This window comes from Streptomyces sp. NPDC059201 (genome assembly GCF_042754585.1).
Taxonomy (GTDB): Bacteria; Actinomycetota; Actinomycetes; order Streptomycetales; family Streptomycetaceae; genus Streptomyces.
In genome coordinates this window covers 673,162-690,933 of the sequence record NZ_JBHZBB010000001.1, presented here as the reverse complement: position 1 = coordinate 690,933, position 17,772 = coordinate 673,162, and the positions used below count along the sequence as shown (strand labels likewise).

20 protein-coding genes are annotated in these 17,772 nt (G+C 71.3%); 5 read left to right on the top strand and 15 right to left on the bottom strand.

The features are described from left to right. Positions 1–18: 18 nt before the first annotated feature. Positions 19–492: a MerR family transcriptional regulator gene (locus ACFXMG_RS03130; RefSeq protein ID WP_383820649.1), complete on the bottom strand. Its 474-nt coding sequence runs from the start codon at positions 490–492 to the stop codon at positions 19–21. Positions 493–515: 23 nt separating this feature from the next. Then, a complete protein-coding gene (locus ACFXMG_RS03125) occupies positions 516–1,427 on the bottom strand; it encodes an SDR family NAD(P)-dependent oxidoreductase (RefSeq protein ID WP_383820651.1) in 912 nt (303 codons plus the stop codon). 89 nt (positions 1,428–1,516) lie between these two features. On the opposite strand from ACFXMG_RS03125, the gene ACFXMG_RS03120 reads away from it, so the two are divergent. Together ACFXMG_RS03120 and ACFXMG_RS03115 are read left to right on the top strand one after the other, a co-directional pair. Next, positions 1,517–1,945, top strand: a complete 429-nt coding sequence (locus ACFXMG_RS03120; protein ID WP_383820653.1) for a hypothetical protein — start codon at positions 1,517–1,519, stop codon at positions 1,943–1,945. Next, positions 1,942–2,442: a hypothetical protein gene (locus ACFXMG_RS03115; protein WP_383820656.1), complete on the top strand. Its 501-nt coding sequence runs from the start codon at positions 1,942–1,944 to the stop codon at positions 2,440–2,442. Before ACFXMG_RS03120 ends, ACFXMG_RS03115 begins: the two co-directional genes overlap by 4 nt. A gap of 19 nt (positions 2,443–2,461) precedes the next feature. On the opposite strand, the gene ACFXMG_RS03110 is transcribed toward ACFXMG_RS03115, so the two are convergent. Continuing rightward, entirely contained in the window at positions 2,462–3,484 is a 1,023-nt protein-coding gene (locus tag ACFXMG_RS03110) for a TetR/AcrR family transcriptional regulator C-terminal domain-containing protein (RefSeq protein ID WP_383820658.1), read from the bottom strand. Between the two features lie 180 nt (positions 3,485–3,664). Between ACFXMG_RS03110 and ACFXMG_RS03105 the strand changes: the two genes are divergently transcribed. After that, positions 3,665–4,903 (top strand): FAD-dependent monooxygenase, encoded by a 1,239-nt coding sequence (locus ACFXMG_RS03105; RefSeq protein WP_383820661.1) that lies wholly within the window; start codon positions 3,665–3,667, stop codon positions 4,901–4,903. A gap of 27 nt (positions 4,904–4,930) precedes the next feature. Here the strand turns inward: ACFXMG_RS03105 and ACFXMG_RS03100 are convergent, their stop codons facing one another. The 5 genes from ACFXMG_RS03100 to ACFXMG_RS03080 form a co-directional block, all read right to left on the bottom strand. Continuing rightward, complete coding sequence (locus ACFXMG_RS03100) at positions 4,931–5,971, bottom strand: vWA domain-containing protein (RefSeq protein ID WP_383820663.1); 1,041 nt, start codon at positions 5,969–5,971, stop codon at positions 4,931–4,933. Positions 5,972–6,130: 159 nt separating this feature from the next. After that, positions 6,131–6,655 carry a hypothetical protein gene (locus ACFXMG_RS03095; protein ID WP_383820666.1) on the bottom strand — a complete coding sequence of 175 codons (525 nt, stop codon included), beginning with the start codon at positions 6,653–6,655 and terminating at the stop codon, positions 6,131–6,133. Next, positions 6,652–8,028, bottom strand: coding sequence for a hypothetical protein (locus ACFXMG_RS03090; RefSeq protein WP_383820668.1), 1,377 nt, complete (start codon positions 8,026–8,028; stop codon positions 6,652–6,654). Before ACFXMG_RS03090 ends, ACFXMG_RS03095 begins: the two co-directional genes overlap by 4 nt. Before the next feature lie 84 nt (positions 8,029–8,112). Continuing rightward, positions 8,113–8,682, bottom strand: coding sequence for a DUF998 domain-containing protein (locus ACFXMG_RS03085; protein WP_383820671.1), 570 nt, complete (start codon positions 8,680–8,682; stop codon positions 8,113–8,115). A gap of 232 nt (positions 8,683–8,914) precedes the next feature. After that, the gene (locus ACFXMG_RS03080; protein WP_383820673.1) at positions 8,915–9,727 is read right to left on the bottom strand and encodes a methyltransferase domain-containing protein; all 813 of its coding nucleotides are present in this window, start codon (positions 9,725–9,727) and stop codon (positions 8,915–8,917) included. Positions 9,728–9,755: 28 nt separating this feature from the next. Here ACFXMG_RS03080 and ACFXMG_RS03075 point away from each other — a divergent pair, with 28 nt between their 5' ends. Continuing rightward, positions 9,756–10,181 carry a MerR family transcriptional regulator gene (locus ACFXMG_RS03075; RefSeq protein ID WP_383820676.1) on the top strand — a complete coding sequence of 142 codons (426 nt, stop codon included), beginning with the start codon at positions 9,756–9,758 and terminating at the stop codon, positions 10,179–10,181. 21 nt (positions 10,182–10,202) lie between these two features. Here the strand turns inward: ACFXMG_RS03075 and ACFXMG_RS03070 are convergent, their stop codons facing one another. The 4 genes from ACFXMG_RS03070 to ACFXMG_RS03055 form a co-directional block, all read right to left on the bottom strand. Beyond that, positions 10,203–10,745: a GNAT family N-acetyltransferase gene (locus tag ACFXMG_RS03070; RefSeq protein ID WP_383820678.1), complete on the bottom strand. Its 543-nt coding sequence runs from the start codon at positions 10,743–10,745 to the stop codon at positions 10,203–10,205. Between the two features lie 37 nt (positions 10,746–10,782). Then, positions 10,783–11,328 (bottom strand): adenylate kinase, encoded by a 546-nt coding sequence (locus tag ACFXMG_RS03065; protein WP_383820681.1) that lies wholly within the window; start codon positions 11,326–11,328, stop codon positions 10,783–10,785. Positions 11,329–11,426: 98 nt separating this feature from the next. Next, positions 11,427–12,794, bottom strand: a complete 1,368-nt coding sequence (thrS, locus tag ACFXMG_RS03060) for a threonine--tRNA ligase (RefSeq protein WP_383820683.1) — start codon at positions 12,792–12,794, stop codon at positions 11,427–11,429. A gap of 96 nt (positions 12,795–12,890) precedes the next feature. Further along, entirely contained in the window at positions 12,891–13,946 is a 1,056-nt protein-coding gene (locus ACFXMG_RS03055; RefSeq protein ID WP_383820686.1) for a hypothetical protein, read from the bottom strand. Between the two features lie 189 nt (positions 13,947–14,135). On the opposite strand from ACFXMG_RS03055, the gene ACFXMG_RS03050 reads away from it, so the two are divergent. Then, complete coding sequence (locus ACFXMG_RS03050; RefSeq protein WP_383820688.1) at positions 14,136–15,098, top strand: hypothetical protein; 963 nt, start codon at positions 14,136–14,138, stop codon at positions 15,096–15,098. Between the two features lie 106 nt (positions 15,099–15,204). Here the strand turns inward: ACFXMG_RS03050 and ACFXMG_RS03045 are convergent, their stop codons facing one another. The 3 genes from ACFXMG_RS03045 to ACFXMG_RS03035 all read right to left on the bottom strand — a co-directional run bounded on the left by ACFXMG_RS03045 (position 15,205) and on the right by ACFXMG_RS03035 (position 16,680). Further along, positions 15,205–15,660: a hypothetical protein gene (locus ACFXMG_RS03045; RefSeq protein ID WP_383820708.1), complete on the bottom strand. Its 456-nt coding sequence runs from the start codon at positions 15,658–15,660 to the stop codon at positions 15,205–15,207. Then, on the bottom strand, positions 15,548–16,120 hold the full coding sequence (locus tag ACFXMG_RS03040; protein WP_383820690.1) for a S1 RNA-binding domain-containing protein: 573 nt from the start codon (positions 16,118–16,120) through the stop codon (positions 15,548–15,550). The genes ACFXMG_RS03045 and ACFXMG_RS03040 overlap by 113 nt, the downstream gene beginning before the upstream one ends. Positions 16,121–16,221: 101 nt before the next feature. Continuing rightward, positions 16,222–16,680 (bottom strand): pyridoxamine 5'-phosphate oxidase family protein, encoded by a 459-nt coding sequence (locus tag ACFXMG_RS03035; protein WP_383820693.1) that lies wholly within the window; start codon positions 16,678–16,680, stop codon positions 16,222–16,224. Positions 16,681–17,772 lie beyond the last annotated feature (1,092 nt).

Below are 17,772 nucleotides of genomic sequence, written 5' to 3'. Positions count from 1 at the left end.
CTCCGTCGCCGGCCGGCGTCAGCCTTCCGGGTGTCCGTCGTAGACGCGGATTTTGTATTCGGTGGTCTCCAGGGCGAGGCCGAGCTCACGGATCTGCCGTGTGATGCGGTCGCGCTGGTCGAGCATGATGCGGCGTCGTTCCGGGATGGTGCTCGGGCCCTGCTCGACGAGCAGGATGTAGCGCTTGAGGTCGGTCATGGTCATGCCGGACAGGCGCATCCGGGTGAGGAAGACGAGGCGGCGCAGGTCGACCGCGGAGTACCTGCGGTAGCCGGAGGCGTTGCGAGCGGGCCGTACCAGTCCCTCCTGCTCGTAGTACCGGAGCGTGTGCGTCGACAGGCCGACGAGCCGGGCGGCCTCGGCGACGCTCTTGGGCGTGGCCGAGGCTTCGATCGTGGCGTCGTCGAGCAGCTCGTGCAGCGCGTCGATCGCCGACGAGGAGGGGCCGCCGCCGGCAGCGAGGATACGTTCGATCAGCGCTTCAGTGGCCATGGCCCACAGCGTACGGCGATCGATCAGAACGCGCGCACCGCGGGCGGCATGCCCGGGAAGTCCGCCGACTCGCTCACCGACGCCCACTTCTCGACATCGTCGAGCGCCGCACGGTAGACGCGAGTGAGATTGCGAACCGCCTCGGCGCCGAGCGGGAGCCGGAGCGGCGCGTCGGGCGTGTCGAGCGTGTCGCGGATCACCTGGGCGGCGCGTGCCGGGTCGCCCTCCTGGATGCCGTCGGCCTCGGCCATGTTCGCGCGCACGGCACCGATGGTCTCGTCGTAGATCGAGCTCCGCTGCGCTGTGTTGAGTACGTCGGCGGCGTTGAACGCGGTACGGAAACGACTGGGCTCGACGATGAGGACGCGGATGCCGAACGGCGCGACCTCGCCCGCGAGCGCCTCCGACCAGCCCTCGAGCGCGAACTTGCCGGCCGAGTAGCTGCCGACGGCCGGGAACGACATCCGCCCGCCCTGGCTGCTCATCTGCACGATCGCACCCGAGCGACGCTCCCGCAGGTGGGGCAGCACGGCACGCACATAGGCGGCCGGGCCGAACAGGTGCTGCTCGAGCATGGACCGCAGCGCGGCATCCGTGATCTCTTCGGCGGCGCCGACCTGTCCGGCACCGGCGTTGTTGACGAGCACGTCGACGCGCCCGAACACCTCCAGCCCCCGCTGCACGACCGCGGCCGCTCCCTCCGTGTCGCGTACGTCGTGCTCGACGGCGAGGAGCCGATTCCCGTACCGCGCCTTGAGCTCGTCGAATCGGTCGGCCCGTCGCGCGGTCCCGATCACCTGCTCGCCGGCCGCGAGTGCCGCCTCGGCGAGCGCCAGGCCGAGGCCCGAACTCGCGCCCGTGATGAGCCATGTCTTCGTGTCGGTCGTCGGCTGGTTCGTCGTCTGGTTCTTCGTCGTCTGGTTCGTCGTGGTCATGTCCCCGACGCTAAAGCTTCGAGCGCGCTGGAAGGCAAGCCGCGCTCGGTCACCTGTGGCTGTCAGTGCCGCCTGGCAGGATCGGCGGCATGACGCCTCTGCTTCTCTCCGACATCGAACGGGCCATCCGCGGCAGCTGGAGTGCCGAGACCTGCACGCCCGAGTACCGGTCCCGGTGGACCGAGGACAACCCGGCGCGGGACCAGTGTGGGGTGACCGCCATGGTGGTCCATGACCTGTTGGGCGGTGAACTGCTGCGCGGGGAGGTTCATGTCGAGGGGAAGCGCGTGGACTACCACTGGTGGAACCGGCTGGGGATGGGCGTCGAGATCGACCTCACGCGGGAGCAGTTCGGGCCGGAGGAGAGCGTCACCGCCGGCATCGTCATCCCCCGTCCGCCCGTGAGCGAGTGGCGCAGACTCGTCGCGGAGTACGAGCTCCTCCGCGAGCGGGTCCTCGGGCGGCTCGGGCGGCGCGACGCGCGGCCTGGGGTTTCCTCCGGGAGCATGCCGGCGTGAGGTCCGACGGGGAGGTGCTGAGCGGTCTGCGCGCGTGCATGGCCGAGCTGGCCACGCCGGCGCGGGTGTACGTGGCGGTCGGGCGGTTCGCCGAGGCCGAACCCGATCTGCCGGAGCTGGCCGCGCAGGTGCGCGTGGTGTTGGCCGAGATGGCGGCGGACGAGGCGTGGCGACGCTTCCTCCCCGGGTACGTACCGCCTTCCGTCCCGGAGATCTGCGCCGCGCTGGAACCGCTGGAGACGGACGAGGCGGCTCCGTTCCTGGCCCGGCTCGCGGCCGTCGACCTGTACTGGCCGAGCCACCGGCACCTGCCCGAGGACGTCGCCGGGCGCGCGGCGAAGAAGGCGGTGGCGATCCTCGGGCCGGACGCCAGATGGTGGACCAACCACGACGAGGCGTGCGGTGCCGTGAACGGGCTCAGCCCCTTCTTCGACAGCCTCCTCGCGGGCACGGACGGCGAGTTCTTCGCCCTGGCCCTCCAAGTGGCCGACGACTGAGGGCGGCGGGCGTTCGGGGTCAGGTGGCCGGTGGGGCCTTTTCGTCCAGGAGGACGGCCAGGCCGTCGAGGAGGCGTTGGAGGCCGAACTCGAAGAGGCCGTCCAGTTCGAAGTCGTATCCGGACCTCGCGAGGCGGGCCAGCGCGGGGTACCTGCCCGTGTCCAGGGTCGCCTGGAGCGCGGGTTCCTGCGTGTCCATCCACTCCTCGCTGTCGAGGCCGCTCTGCGCCTCCGCCTCCCGTTCGGTCTCCAGGTTGAGCGCGAGGCCGCGGATGTAGTTCAGCAGGGTCAGGTGCGCGGTGAAGGCGGACTGGAAGTCGAGTCCGTGGGAGTGCAGGGAGTTCAAGACCCACTCGCTGTACGTCATCGCCGAGGTGATCAGCTGCGGTCGGGTCAGCGACAGGGCCGGTGCCAGCCAGGGATGGTCGCGGAACAGGCTCCAGAGCTGCCGGGCCGCCACTTCCAGCGGCTCCCGCCAGCCCGGCGGCGGGACGGCGGGCAGGGGGCACTCGGCGATGGCCGAGTCCATCATCCGTACCAGCAGGTCGTCCTTGTCCGTGACGTGCCGGTAGAGCGACATCGTCGCCACCCCGAGCTCCGCCGCCACCCGGCGCATCGAGACCGCGGCCAGCCCCTCCGCGTCGGCGACGGCGACCGCGGTCTCCACGATCCGGGGGAGGGTGAGCCCGGTCTGGCCGGCCGGCGTCGTGGTGGACGGTACGCGGGGGCGGGTGGGGGCAGTCGGCCGGGATCCGCGCGGGGCGGGGGAGGGGGAGGGGGGCGGGGTGGGAGCCGGGGCTGGAGTCTGCGTCGGCGTCTGCGTCGTCACGACGGTGCCGACGCCGGGGACAGCGTGGACCACGCCCTCCCGGCGCAGCTCCGTCAGCACCTTCGTGGCGGTCGCCATGGCGACGCCCCACTGCCGGGTGATCTCCCGGGTCGAGGGCACACGATCGCCCGGTGCCAGGTCCCCCGTCTCGATCCGCCGCCGCAGTTCGCCGACGATCTGGCTGTAGCGCGGTACCGCTTGTCCGCCGCCCACCGACACTCCTCCGCACTAGTGCACCTGGATGCGCTCCATCCTAGCGGCCGAGGGCGGGGGATCGCTGTGCCAGGACCCCTCGCCTTCGCTGTGTACTAGTGCGGTCGGCCGCTAATACCCCTGTAGGAGGCGCCATTTGGTGCTTGCGCACTACCCTGCGTACGGCGTACATTCCTCGGCATGGCGAACAACGAGATCCTCATCAGCGGCGCGGGCATCGCAGGGACCGCGCTGGCGTACTGGCTACGCAAGGCGGGCTTCGCGGTTACGGTCGTGGAGCGGGCGCCCGAGCCCAGGCAGGGCGGGCAGACCGTGGACCTGCGCGGTGCCGGGCGTACCGTCATCGAGCGCATGGGGCTGATGGACCGCGCGAAGGCGGTCACCGTCGACCAGCGGGGCCTCGCCCTCGTCGACAGGGCCGGCAGGACCACCGCCCGCGTGCCCGCCGACAGCTTCGGCGGCGAGGGGATCGTCTCCGAGATCGAGATCCTGCGGGGCGACCTCGCCCACCTGCTCTACGAGGCGAGCCTGCCGGACACGGAGTACCTCTTCGACGACACCATCACCGGCATCGAGCAGGAGACGGACGCGGACGCCGTCACCGTCACCTTCGAGAAGGCCGCGCCGCGCCGCTTCGCCCTCGTCGTCGGGGCGGACGGGCCGCACTCCGTCACCCGCTCCCTCGCCTTCGGCCCGGAGCGGGACTTCGCCCACCCGATCGGCCTCTACACGGCCTGGTTCACCGCCCACGACACGCTGGACCTCGACAGCTGGTACGTGATGCACAACGCGCCCGGCGGCCTGGTCGTCTCCGCGCGTCCCGGCCGCCTCCCGGGCGAGATCAAGGCCGGTTTCAGCTTCCGCTCGCCGCCGCTCGCCTACGACCGCCGGGACGTCGCGGCCCAGCAGCGGATCATCGCGGAACGCTTCGCCGGTGTCGGCTGGGAGACCCCCCGTCTGCTCCGGGCGATGCGCACCGCCCCCGACTTCTTCTTCGACACCATGGCGCAGGTGCGCCTCGACAGCTGGTCGCGCGGGCGCGTGGCGCTGCTCGGCGACGCCGGCTACTGCGCGACCCCGCTGACCGGCCTCGGCACCAGCCTCGCCCTCGTCGGCGCCTACGTCCTCGCCGGTGAACTGGCGGCGGCGGAAGGCGCCCACGAGGCCGCCTTCCGCCGCTACGACACGGTGATGCGTCCGTACGTCACCCAGGCCCAGGAGCTCCCGCCCGGCGGGGCCGCCGGCTTCGCTCCGACGGGCCGCCTCGGCATCCGTATGCGCGATCTCTCCATGCGGTCGATGACCCGCTGGCCGATGCGCAACTTCCTCGCCGCGCAGTTCGCCAAGGCCGGCGACATCGCCCTCCCCGAGTACCGCCTGGACGCCGCCCGCCCGGTGAGCGCCCGAACGGAGCGCTGACCGGACGAGGGCCGACGGAGCAGGCCGTCAGTGCATCAGCAGCAGGCGGGTGTTGGGGACGAGCTTGCGGTTGACGCTGGTGCTCTGCACGAAGATGGTGAAGTCCGCGTTGTGGTCGGGCTTCACGCGTACCTCCTCGTCGGGGAGACCGAGCAGCGCCCGCGCCTCGGGCCCCGTGTACACGCGGTCCGTCTTCTTCTCCAGGACCGCGATCCGCTTCCGCGCCTGGATCTTCTCGGACTTGCTCAGCTGGTAGAATGCGCACCCCGTCTTGTACGTGTGCCCCGACTCGGTGACCCACTCCCGGATCGCCACGTCACGCGCCACCGGGAGCAGCTGGTATCCGGACGCGTCGACCGGGGTGAGGCCGGCCGCCTCGATGGTCTTCTTGTTGACCGCCTCCGCCCCCACGGAGAACACCGACCGCGAACCCCGGATGCCCTTGGTGCGGCCCACCATGAACTTCTCCGTGGCCTGCTGGATGACCTGCCCGGCCTCCTCCAGACCCCGGGTGCTCGTGGCGTCCCAGATGGCGACGTTGTCCTTTGGGAAGCCGCAGTTCATGGCCTCGCGCTTGCCCATCTGGTCCGGCACCAGGACGGCCAGCGTCCAGTTGTCGTCCTGCTTCTCGATCATCTCCGCCACCGCCGCCACCAGCTCGCGCGACGACTTGCTGGGGGCGTCCGGGCAGCGGTGGCTGGCGTTCTCCTGGCCGTCCGTCAGGACGAAGGTCAGGAAGCTGTGGTCGCCGTACAGCTGGGCGGTCTGCGCCAGCTCCCGCTGCGACTTCAGCGCCGCCGCCAGCAGCGCGGTCATCCCCCCGACCTTGTACAGCTCCTTCAGGGACGGCATCCGCAGCACGTCCTTGTCGTAGATGACGCACTGCACCTTGTCCGCGAACACGTACACCGTGACCCGGGTCTCCTGGTCCAGCTCACGAGACCGGCGCGCGAGGTACGCGATCTGCTGATCGGCCACCTCGACGACCTTGCCGCGCAGGTGCGACATGGACGAACTGGCGTCCAGCACGAGTGCGACGTGATTGATGTAGTTCTGGGTTCCGGACATGGCTAACTCCCCGTCTCTGCCGACTTGATACTCCTACCGTCTCACCCACCACTGACAATCGACCTGGCGCCGGAAGAGCCCCCGGAACCAGCCCGGAGCCGGCCCGGAACCGCCCGGGAACAGCCGCCGGACCGGCCCTCTCGCAGGCCGGTCGAGCCCTCAGTCGCCGCGGGGCCCGTGGAAGAGGACGGAGGTCAGGAGCACGTAGTCGAAGCAGAGCGGAAACCCCTCGTCGTCCACGGGGAAGTCGTAGCTGCTCTCGTTCGCGAGGATCACCTTCAGGTCCGGCAGCATGTCCACGTCGTCATCGTTCAGCTCGACGCGGTGCCCGAGCTCTGCCAGCCGCTCCAGAAGCTCGTCGCCCGGCGTGCGGAAGACGTCGAGCCCGTCGAGCACGACCCGGACGTCCGCGTCCTCCACCCAGAACCTGTACAGCTCGATGTTGACCAGCGCCCCCTTGACGAACCCGAGGCCCACCCGCGTATCGGATCCGGCATGCCGGCACAGCACCTGCCCGGGCGCATCACCCCCGTCGTCGCCGGATGCGACTAGCCCCACCGCCCGAGCAGCCGCGACCGCCTGCTCCACCGACATGCCCAGCCTCATCCCGGAGACCCCGACGAGCGGCGTCAGCGTCAGCCGCAGCGGAGCGCGGGACAGCGGATCCGACTGCTCCTCGGTCAACGGACGGCGTCCTCTTCCGCGGCTTGTGAAGGCTCAGCGGGCTGCTCGGTCTGCTCGGGCTGATCGGCCTCCGTGGGTTCGGTCTCGTCCGGCGGGAGGAGCTGGAGCAACTCGCCGGAAGACGTCACGACGTAGCTGATCTCGGTGTCGGTGTTGGCGTCGGTGTCGGCGTTGACTCCGGGCAGGGAGACGCGGGCGCGGAGCCGGTCCTGTCGTGCCTCCACCGACTTGCCGGTGTCGTACCAGCGGCCCTTGAGCTCGGCCTGGGTGAGGCTTTCGGTCAGTTCCGTCACGATCGCGTCGGCGTCTTCCAGCTGATGGGCGCGCGACTCCAGGAACCTCCGCAGCGCGACGTACGGATTCGTGGGGTCCACGAGCGCGACCGCCGCCGCTTCGGCGATCAGTGCCTTGCGCCGGATCGCGATCGCCGCGCGCGCCAGGTCGAGATCCCGGAAGAAGAGGTCCTCCTCCTTCGTCGCGCTCCCCAGAGCCTCCTCCAGGCGGCGGTAGTCGACCTTGCCGTCCTCGTCCACCAGTCCTTCGACGACTCCACGGTGCTTCTCCAGGAACTGCTGGGAGCGGTAGAACTCGTCGTCCGCGCTCTTCAGGGCGAGGGCGAGGTCGAGACTCGGCCGGCGGCCGTCGAGCATCAGGCTGATGACGCGCGTCAGCGCGGCGTCGGCCGACCTCTGAGCCGCGATCCGCTCGACGTGGTGACGCTCCTCTTGGCGCCCCAGGAGGGCCTCGACCCGGCGCTGGGACGCCCGCTGTTCACGCTGCGCCACCATGTCCATCGCCAGGACGGTCCCCGCGACGGCCAGCACCGGCCAACCCGCCATGATCGCTCCGCCGGCGGCGACGGGCTTGAGAACGGCTTGCGCCGTCTTGCCGCCGGTGCGGGAGAACCCCCGGAAGCCGGAGGTTCCGACGGCCTTGACCAGTTCCGCGCCCTTGGGCAGCACCACCCGGAACAGCGTCGGGCCCTTCGGGTTCAGGCCCTCCAGGATCCCGGTCAGCGCCTGCTGAGCCGCCGCGTTAACCGGAATCGTCCGGTACGTCGCGAGTTCCGCGTCCGTCACCGGGTGGTACGCGACGGCCACAGGCGCCGCGGCCGCTTCGAGCGCGTCCCAGATCGCGTCGGACGTCGAGCCGGCGGCCCGGAGGACGTCCTCGGGGACCAGAAGCCCCGACGGAGGGAACTCGGGCCGAACTCCCGTCTCTGTCACGTCGATCGGGGCGGCGGCGGCCTGACCGTCCGGAGCGGAGGCCCTGCTGCGCCCCGATCTCCTGAGCAGCCACGCGGCGACCGCCAAGGCGGCGACGACAACGACGGTGACGACAGCGGCGACCAGCGCCATGGGCAGGGAGATCAAGCCGAGTCACGTCCTACGGCAGGCGGGGGTAAGGGTGGCGGTGGTGGGTTCACACCGCCGCTGAGCATAGCGAGGGCCACCGCCTCACTCGGACCGGGCCAGGCGGGCCGTCACCGCGGAGAGCCACAGCAGCCCCAGGCCCGCGCCGAGGGTGAAGGCCAGGACGGACGCGGCCGACGCCATGAACCCTGCGAGGACGCACCCCGGTACGACGCGCGAGGCGACGGCCCAGCCCCGCAGCCCCCGTGCGGCGAGCGACCGGCCGAGGACGACGAACGCGGCGCAGAGGGCGAGGTACCCGACCGTGCCGCCCGCCATGTGCACGGCACCGTGCCCGGTCATCACCGTCGCGTCGGGAGCGCCGGCGGGGAACCCCGCCCCCGCGTCGGCCGGGAAGCCCGCGGCCACCCAGAAGGAGACCCCGAAGACCCCGACCAGGACAGGCCCCCAGGTCCCTCCCGGCCCACCGCGCAGCACCTGCCGCAGCCCCCACGCCCCACCGGCCAACAGCAGCCCGGCGACCAGGAAGTTCACCGTCTGCACCCACCCCGACTCGCCGAGGGCGAGCTGGCTGATCGCGTTCCGCCCGAAGCCGAACCCGTCCCGTACGAGCCCCTGCACGACCCCCGCCGCGAGGAACAACGGCCCGGCCACCACGCCACCGACCACGGCCCACCCCACCACGGCTCGTGAGGCAGAGGCAGAGGCAGAGGCCGAGGCATAGGCAGAGGCTGAGGCGCGCGCGGTGGGCATCGCAGTCTCGGCGGTACGGGCAACGGTGAGCGTGTCGGTCATGGTGGAGGCTTCCCAGTCTGTGCGTCGTCGTCGGTTCGGTCATCTGACCGACGGGAAGGCGCGAAGTCATCGCTCCCTCGCGGGAGATCTCTCACCTGCGGGTCGCGGCCGCCGTGAAGAAGGGGACCGCGGCGAAGAGACGCCCGGTCGCGGCCCGGCGCCGCTGGTCCGCCGTCCACGCGGCCGCGCGGGCGGGATCGACGGCTCCTGCCCGCAGCGCGGCGTCGGCGAGACCGGTCAGGAGCGGGAGCCAGCGGGCGTCGGTGAACGTCGTGGTGGTGACCTCCACGGTCACGTCGTGGAAGCCGCCGTCCAGGAGCAGGTTCCGGAAAGCGCGGGCCGCGCGAGGTGAGGGGACGAGGTCGGCACGGGCGTGGACGAGCGCGCGGATGAGGGCCGCATCGTCGGCGTCGATCACGAAGGTGTCCCAGTCCTGGCCGGTGAGGACGATCCGCCCGCCCGGCGCCAGGACCCGATGGGCCTCCGCGAGGGCGACGGTGGGGTCGGGCAGGTCGTGCAGGACCTTGTCGGCGCGGTACGCGTCGAACGCGCAGGCCCCGTACGGCAGCGCGGTGGCGTCCCCCACGGCGAAGGCACCCCCGGGCAGCCTGGCGCGGGCCGCCGCGATCATCGCCTCGTCCCGGTCCAGGCCCATGGCCGCCGCCCCCAGAGCCACGGCCTCCCCGACGGCACGGCCGGCGCCACACCCCACGTCAAGGAGCCGGACACCGGGCCCGAGCCCGAGCAGGGTGTACGAGCGCTGCCGCAGCGCGGCGGCCCCGGGCGCCGTATCGACGGCGTCGAGCACGGCGAGCAGGCGGGCGGGGGAGCGATCGAGCCCGCGATCGGAGCCGGAGCCGGAGCGGGCACCGGCATCGGCTGCCCCCAAAGGTGTGATGGACATGGACGGCAGCCTCGTCCTTAATGCCGACATGAAGTCAAGCGAACGCGCCACCGACGGCCCGACGTTGAAGATCGGTGAGCTGGCGGCCCGGTTCGGGCTCGCCACGCACGTCCTGCGGCACTGGGAGTCGACCGGTCTCCTCACTCCCGTCCGGGACGCCCACGGGCGCCGCCGTTACGGCCCCGAGCACGCCACCCGCATCGCCGCCATCCAGCGCGCCAAACAGGCGGGTCTCTCCCTCGAAGCCATCCGCGCCCTCCTCAGCGCCGGAGACCCGGGCGAGCGCCGCAGCCGCCTGGAAGCCCACCGCGACGAGCTGCGGAACCGGCTGGCCCAGACCCAGGCATGCCTCGACATGGTCATGTGCGCGCTGGACTGCACCCACGAGGACCTGGCGACCTGCCCCCGCTTCCGCGCCCTGACGGACTCCGCCACGCCATCGGCGATCAGGTGAGGGTCAGCAGGCCCGCTGTACCTACACCCCCGTGCCCGCCTTCCACTCGTCCACGAGGAGGCCGAGCAGCACCTCGTCCAGGAACTCGCCCAGCACCCACGCCGAGGAGCGCAGCACGCCCTCGCGGACGAAGCCGTTGCGCTCGGCCGAGCGGAGCATCGCGGCGTTGTCGGCCAGCGTCTCGATCTGGAGGCGGTGCAGGCCGCGTACGACGAAGCCGTAGTGGCACAGGGTCGCGACGACGTCCGTGCCGTAACCCTTCCCTCGGGCGGACGGGAGCAGGCCCAGGCCGATGTGCGCGGACCGGCTGTGGTTGTCGATGCCCCACAGGTTCGCGGTGCCGATGAGGGTGCCGCCCTCCAGCTCCACCACCGAGAAGGGGACGTGTCCCTCCTGCGTGTCGTCGGCGACGAGCCGCGCGTCCTTCGCGCCGGGCGTGATCGGCCGCCACGGGCGCGCCTCCGACCGCGCGGCGTTGACCACGTCGTCGTAGAGCTCGGTCCGCAGGACCGTGATGTCTTCCTCGTGTCGGGCCCTCAGCCCGACCGTGTTGCCTCTGAGCATGCGAGATTCTTATCCGACCGCCCCGGCCTGCGGCAATTCAATTCCCGGCCCGCCGCCCCTCGTCCAACTGCCGCGCCAGCCACGCGTCGGCCTCGCGGCCACTGCGGAGCCGTACGACACGGACGCCGAGGGCGGCCGTCTCGGCGACCTGGCGCGCGTAACGGGGCCGGTTGTGGCTGTACTTGCGGATCGCGGTGCGCAGCAGGGACCGCCGCCCGAAGAAGGCCCGCTTCCAAGTGAGCCGCCGCGCCTGAACGCTCGTGTCCCGGCCGGTGAGCTGTCGCAGGCTCCTGTACGCGATACGGCGCACGACCAGGGAGAGCGGGAGGTCGAGCCAGACCAGCACCTCGGCCCGGTGCCAGACCACGTCGGCGAGCTTCGAGTAGTTCCCCTCGACCACCCACGCGTCCTCCCGCGTGACGCGCTCCGCCTCGGCGCGGAAGGCGTCGAGGGGCAGCGGCTCGTCCCCGGCGAACAGGACGTCGTCCAGATCGGTGTGCGGAACCCCGAGGGAAGCGGACAGCCTCCGCGCGATCGTCGACTTCCCACTCGCCGGCGGCCCGAACAGCGCTACCTTCCGCACCCTGATTCCCCATCCCCCTCGACCGCCACGGGACGACGTACGCCGCATCCTCCGGCTTCTAATTGTCCCTCACCCTGTCTGCGGCGCTCCCGGGCCCGTTACGAGGTCGCGTCGGCGTCGTTGTCCCACAGCCCAGTGCTGCGGGCTTCGACGAGGGCGGTGATCCTGCGGAGTACGTCGTCCGCCGGGAGCGGGTCCAGGCGGCGTCCGTCCCGCAGGCGGACCGACACGCGGTCCTCGGCTGCCTCCCGGGCGCCGATGACGGCCTGGTACGGGGCCAGGCGTGCCGCGCGGACGCGGGCGGCGAGGGTGCCGTGGTCCGGGGGTGCGACCTCGGCGCGCAGGCCGAGGGCGGTGCAGCGGCGGGCGAGGGCGGTGGCGTCCGGGAGTTCGGTGTCGGAGACCGGGAGGACGACGAGCTGGGTGGGGGCGAGCCAGGCGGGGAAGGCGCCGCCGTGCTGCTCGATGAGATGGGCGACGGCCCGCTCCACGCTGCCGACGATGCTGCGGTGCACCATGACCGGGCGGTGCCGGGCGCCGTCCGCGCCGATGTAGTGCAGGCCGAAGCGTTCGGGCTGGTGGAAGTCGACCTGGACGGTGGAGAGGGTGGACTCCCGGCCGGCGGCGTCGCTGACCTGGACGTCGATCTTGGGGCCGTAGAACGCGGCCTCGCCCTCGGCCGCCGCGTACGGCAGCCCGGAGCTGTCGAGTGCCTCGGTGAGCAGGGCGGTGGCCCGCCGCCACATGTCGGGTGCTTCGACGTACTTGCCGCCGGGACCGGGCAGCGAGAGCCGGTACCGGCTCGGGACGATGCCCAGCGCCTCGTACGCCCTCCGGATCATCCCCAGCGCCGCGCCCGCCTCCTCCGCCACCTGCTCCAGGGTGCAGAAGATGTGCGCGTCGTTGAGCTGGATGGCCCGCACCCGGGTCAGCCCGCCCAGGACCCCCGACAGCTCGGAGCGGTACATGCCGCCGAGCTCGGCCATCCGCAGCGGCAGCTCGCGGTGGCTGCGGGAGCGGGACCGGAAGATCAGCGCGTGGTGCGGGCAGAGGCTGGGGCGCAGCACGAGCTGCTCCCCGCCGACGTCCATCGGCGGGAACATGTCGTCGCTGTAGTGCGACCAGTGCCCCGAGATCTCGTACAGCTCCCGCTTCCCGAGCACGGGCGAGTACACGTGCCGGTACCCGGCCCGCCGCTCGGCGTCGCGGATGTACTCCTCCAGTGCGTGGCGTACGGCCGCGCCGTCGGGCAGCCAGTACGGCAGACCCGAGCCGATCAGCGGGTCGGTGTCGAACAGGCCGAGCTCACGGCCCAGCTTGCGGTGGTCGTGCATGGGGGTCTCCTCGTGATCGTCGGGCGAGCGGCGACCACGGCACGAAGCCCCGGGGCACTCGCCCCGGGGCTTCGGACTGAGACACAGGTCAGCGCGCCGGGACACTCTCCGGCGTCGTCGTCTCAGCGGCATGCTTCATGGAGGAGACGGTAGCGAGGGGCCTGGCCACCCGCACCTGCTTTTCGGCAGGCGGCGAGGCCCTCGCGGGACCCGGTGCCCTCGGCGTCCTTACTCGACGCCCTCGGAGGAGAACGCGCCCTCACCCTCGGCGAACTCGCCCTCGCCGAATCCCTCGTCCTGCATCATCGCGCCGGTGAAGGCGCCCAGGAGGTCCTCGGGCTTCAGCTCGGTGGCGCCCGCCGGGGCGACCGGCTTGACGCCGGCGCTCAGCTTCAGGCCGAGGCCGAACTTCTTCACCTTCGCGTTCTCGGTCAGCTTGGCGAGGTCGACGTACACCTCGGTCAGCTCGCCGTTCTTGAGCGTGAAGTCGGCCGTGACCTTGCTGGTGGGGGCGTCCTTCAGGTCGGCGGCCGTCGGCAGCTCCATGCCGGGCGGCAGTTCCTTGGAGAGCGGGCGGATCTCGTTGAAGAGGTCGGTGATCAGCGTGCGGAAGGGCGCCGTCGCCGAGATGTGCTCGGTGCCGTCCGAGTCGCCGGCGGTCGTGAACTCGACGTCACGGGCGATGACCTCGCGCAGGGCCTCCAGGAGCTTCGTCTGGGTCTTGGGGTCCAGGGAAGGCTCGGCGGAGGGCTTGGCGCCCGGCTCCGCGCCCGGCTCCGCGGCCAGCTTCTCGCCGGCCTTCTCCAGCTCCTTGTAGTCGAACTTGACCCACTCGCCCTCCAGCACCTTCTTGAAGGCGCCGGCCTCCTCAGGCAGTTCCTCGGCGGGCGGCACGGGGCTGCCCATCGCCTTGCCGAGCGACGCGATGTCGGAGCGGATGTAGGCGTAGTCGTCGACCTGCCGAAACTCGACCAGGTCGCCTTCCGGGGTGCTGAGCTTCATCGCCATGCCGACGAAGTCGTTCTCCCCGGACTCGTCGAGCGGCTTCTTCGACTCGACCGTGAAGCTGATCTTCGCACCGGTGATCAGCTCGGCGGCCTCGTCCGGGATCTCCTCGCCGGACGCCGGGTCCGACCCGGCGTCCAGCACCTTGAGCGTCTCGGCGTCGACGTCCAGATCCAGCTCGAAGGAGATCGACTTCTCCTTGCCCAGCTTCTCGAAGGCCAGGTCCAGCTTCTTCCCGGCGGACAGCTGCTCGACCGTCCCGCAGGCGGCCGAACCCACCAGGACGGCGCCGACGACGGCGGTGGCGGTGAGGGTCTTGCGTATGGCGGTGATGATGGTCTCCTCGAAGGTCCGATCACGGAGTGATCACCCAGGAGACTCACAGCCCACCCACAAGGTTGTACGAGAATCGGTGTAGCGCTCGCCACACCGCTCCGCCCCTTGCGTGGGCGCCTTGGGGCGGGTGGCATGGGGCAGGTGTACCTGGCCCGTACGGGCGCCGGCGCCTTGGTCGCGCTGAAGGTGATCCGGGACGAGATCACTGGCCACCCGGAGGCCCTGGCCCGGTTCCGCCGGGAGGCCGCGACCGTACGCGGCCCGCACACGGCGCAGTTGGTGGAAGCGTCGCTGGACGAGGCGCCCTACTGGCTGGCGATCGAGTTCGTGCTGGGCCCGACGCTCCGTCAGGCGACGCCAGCACAAGAGCCGTTCGATGCAACCGCCTGCCGGAAGCTGTTCGGCGCCTTCGCGGTTGCCCTGGAGGGCGTCCATGCCTACGGGGCCACCCACCGGGACCTCAAGCCCCAGAACGTGATCCTGGCGGCCGAGGGCCCCCGCCTCATCGAATTCTGCATTGCGCGCGGCCTCGACGACACCGCCCTGACCCGCACCGGCGCCGCCCCAGGAACACGGGCTTCACCGAGCCCGAGGTACTGCTCCGCAACGAGACGTCCTCGGCCGCCGTTCGGTGACGCCCCCGCCGAAGCCGTCTCGCACCGAGCGGTGCACGAGGACATCGACCTGCCGGAAGTGCCGCTATCAGATGGGGAGTTCGACCGACTCGGCGTTGCCCCCGACACGTATCGACCCCAACGCAACGACATCCCCCCGACGAAGCCGTTGGAGCACGGCCCCGTCGCCCCGCTCCGGCGAGGCGGAGTCCGCGTCCGAGGTACGATGGGTCCTGTCGAAGGACCCGAAGCAGGCACGCTCGGCGCCGGAGAGTGCGACCGCCCGCCGGAGGCGGGCCCGTCCGGCAGCACGTCCTCGCCCTCGGTCACGTCCCGCTCGGACGCATCCTTGGTCGACGTGAGCTTCTCGTTCTCCGGCGAGCGGACCTACCGCCTGGTGGCCAGCGTGAAGCCCCCGGCAGCAAGGGCTTCGGCCACACCTCCCGCCCGGTCCATCTGGGCAAGACCGAGAAGTCCCTGACGTACCCCCGAAACTTCCCCGGCGCATGCACGGGCTTCCACGCGGTCCCGCCCCGGTCCTAGAGGCCCCCAGTCCCGAGGCTCCGGTCGTACTCTCACGGAACGGCTCAGCTCTCGGCCGCGCCCGCCCTGACCCGCTCCATGGTCAGGAGTTGGGCGCGCACCCTCCTGTTGAGGGGCGGGTCTCCCCGCGTGTAGCCGGCGAGGATCGGCAGAAGCAGTTCCTTGCCGTCTTTCTTCCGGACGACGGGCATCTCCGCCACCAGCAGATTGCCCACCCATGCGACGGTGAGGGAGTCGACCTCGGCCCACGGCACCGAGGCGAACCTGAAGATGCCCCGGTACCGCAGGCCCTTCTCGTCGACCCGCACCCCCATGAACGGGGCCCGGACCGAGACCCAGCCGCCCAGGGCGAGGAACGGGACGATGAGGAACGCCTCGCTCGGGAAGTCACCCGCGAGGATGCCTGCCACCCCCATGAAGGCCATGAGCAGGCCGAGGGCGAGGGTGGCAAAGTTCCAGTCGCTGCGGAGGGAGTGCCTCTCCCGCGTTTCGTACTTCATGATCCCCCGTCAGGTCGAGCCGGTGTCGCCATGCGTGCCCCCTCCCCGTGCTCTGCGCTCTATGCTGCGCCGACCCCACATCAACGGCTTGGGCACGCCGGTTGTCATGTGGCCGGCACGGCACCTTCGTGCCGGCCGGCCTCCGGTCTGGAAGGAAGATCCGGCGGGTCGGCAGCTCGATTTCCGTGACGACGACGGCGATCGTGTCGAACTGGAGGAACGCGCACGAGACACGCTGCCCCACCTGAACGACATCGGTGGGCGCGTAGAGGTGCCGCCAGGACAGTTCGGGGATGACGATGAACCCGACACCGGGGAAGTCGGGATGAGCGGGCCGGTCGTCCAGGGCTACGAAGACCCCGAACCGCTCGATCGCCGCGACGGTGCCGGACAGGATGTCGCCGGGGTGCAGGGACTCCAGGAACGCCCAGAGTTCCGGGCTCTCAGACTGCCGATCCATACCGCCACCCTGGCACACGTCGTCGTGGGCCGACCATGCCCTCGACGAGATCAGCACCCGTCATGCCTCGGCAGCCGCGATCATGCTCGGGCGGACAAGTCCTAGCCGGTGATGTCGAGCGCCGTGCCGTACAGACGGTCCACCTTCAGGCGGATGACTACCCGGCGTTCGGCTACCAGTTGTTCCAGGAAAGCCGTCTCGTCCTTGGGGTGGGCGGGGGCCGGGATCATGCTGAGGAGTTCTCGGCCGATCTCGTCGCCGGGGGTCGTCGTGGGCTCGGAGACCTCGGCGTTGCCCTCCGCTACGGCGAACGACCACACGTCGCCGCCCGACACGTGCAGGGCCGCGCGCGGATTGGCGCGCAGGTGACCGACCTTGACGCGGTCGGCCGTCGTCGAGAAGCGGACGACGCGGGTCTCGGGGTCCCAGCTGTACAGCATGGTCGTCAGGTGGGGGTGGCCGCTGCGCTTGACGCTGGCCAGCGTGCCGAACTGCTGGGTGCCCAGCAGGGCGGAGAGGGCGGCGTAGGACAGTGGGCGGGGCGGTGCTGGCTTGGTCATGTCGTGATCAACTTTCGTGGCGAGTCAGTAATTCCCTGCCGGGCGAGCTGGTTTGGGGTTTGCTTCTCAGCACAGGCGGCGCCTCGGGACGTCCGGGAGGTACGTCTCCCATTCGAGGGGGGTCAGGTCGCGGCCGGCTTGGCGGCAGATTCGGGCGGCCAGGCTGTTCGGGGTCAGGTCCAGGGAGTGGCCTCGGGGGCCGGTGACGGTCCATAGGACGTTGCCGTCCAGGGCCATGGCTTCGACGCCCCGGCCCGACATCGGGAGAGGGTCGCCCAGGGCCAGGCGGCTCTCGGTGTCCCAGAGTTGGACCGTGTCGCCGTTGACCACCGCGGCCAGCAGCTTCGCGTCTCGTGAGAAGACGAAGCGGGCGAGGTCCTGGCCGCCGCGTCCACCGCCGCGCGACACGCTGCTGGACATGACCGCGACGCGTTCGGTGATCCGGCCGTCCCACAGTTCGACCAGGCCGGTCTCCTTGAAGACGGCCGCCCTCCGGCCGTCGGGGGAGAAGGCCACGCTGCGGACCGCCCCGCCCAGCGCGGGCACCTCGCGCCTGGCGCCGTCGGCCAGGTCCACCACGGTGCCGGAGGTGGTGAGGAAGGTTCGTCCGTCGGGGCTGAAGGCGCCCCGTGCCTCGGTCCCGCGCAGCGTGAGGATCTCCTTGCGGGCGCGGACGTCGAAGAGCCGCAGGGTGTTGCCCTCGCCGCTGGGCACGCCCGCCAGGTCTTCCAGGACGGCGATGTGCGAGCCGTCGGGGGAGAGGTCCAGCCAGGACGGCCCCGCGTCCTCGCCCGAGTCCCAGTGCAGCACGTCCCGCGCGCCGCGCACGTCCCTCAGCGTGACCCCGTAGCGGCCGCCCGAGCCCATCTGGGTGAAGGCGACCAGGCGTCCGTCGTCGGTGAGGTCGCCGAGGGCGGTACGGGGGAGGTCCTGGGCCACCCACAGCTTCTGCGGGAACGCCGGACCGCTGTCCTTGCCGGTACGCGGGTCGACCAGGCGGCCCTGGAAGCGGTCGTACTGTCCGCTGAGGTCCGGGGAGAAACGCTCGGACACCAGCGAGATCCGCCCGTCCGGGGTCACGGCCCGCGCGGT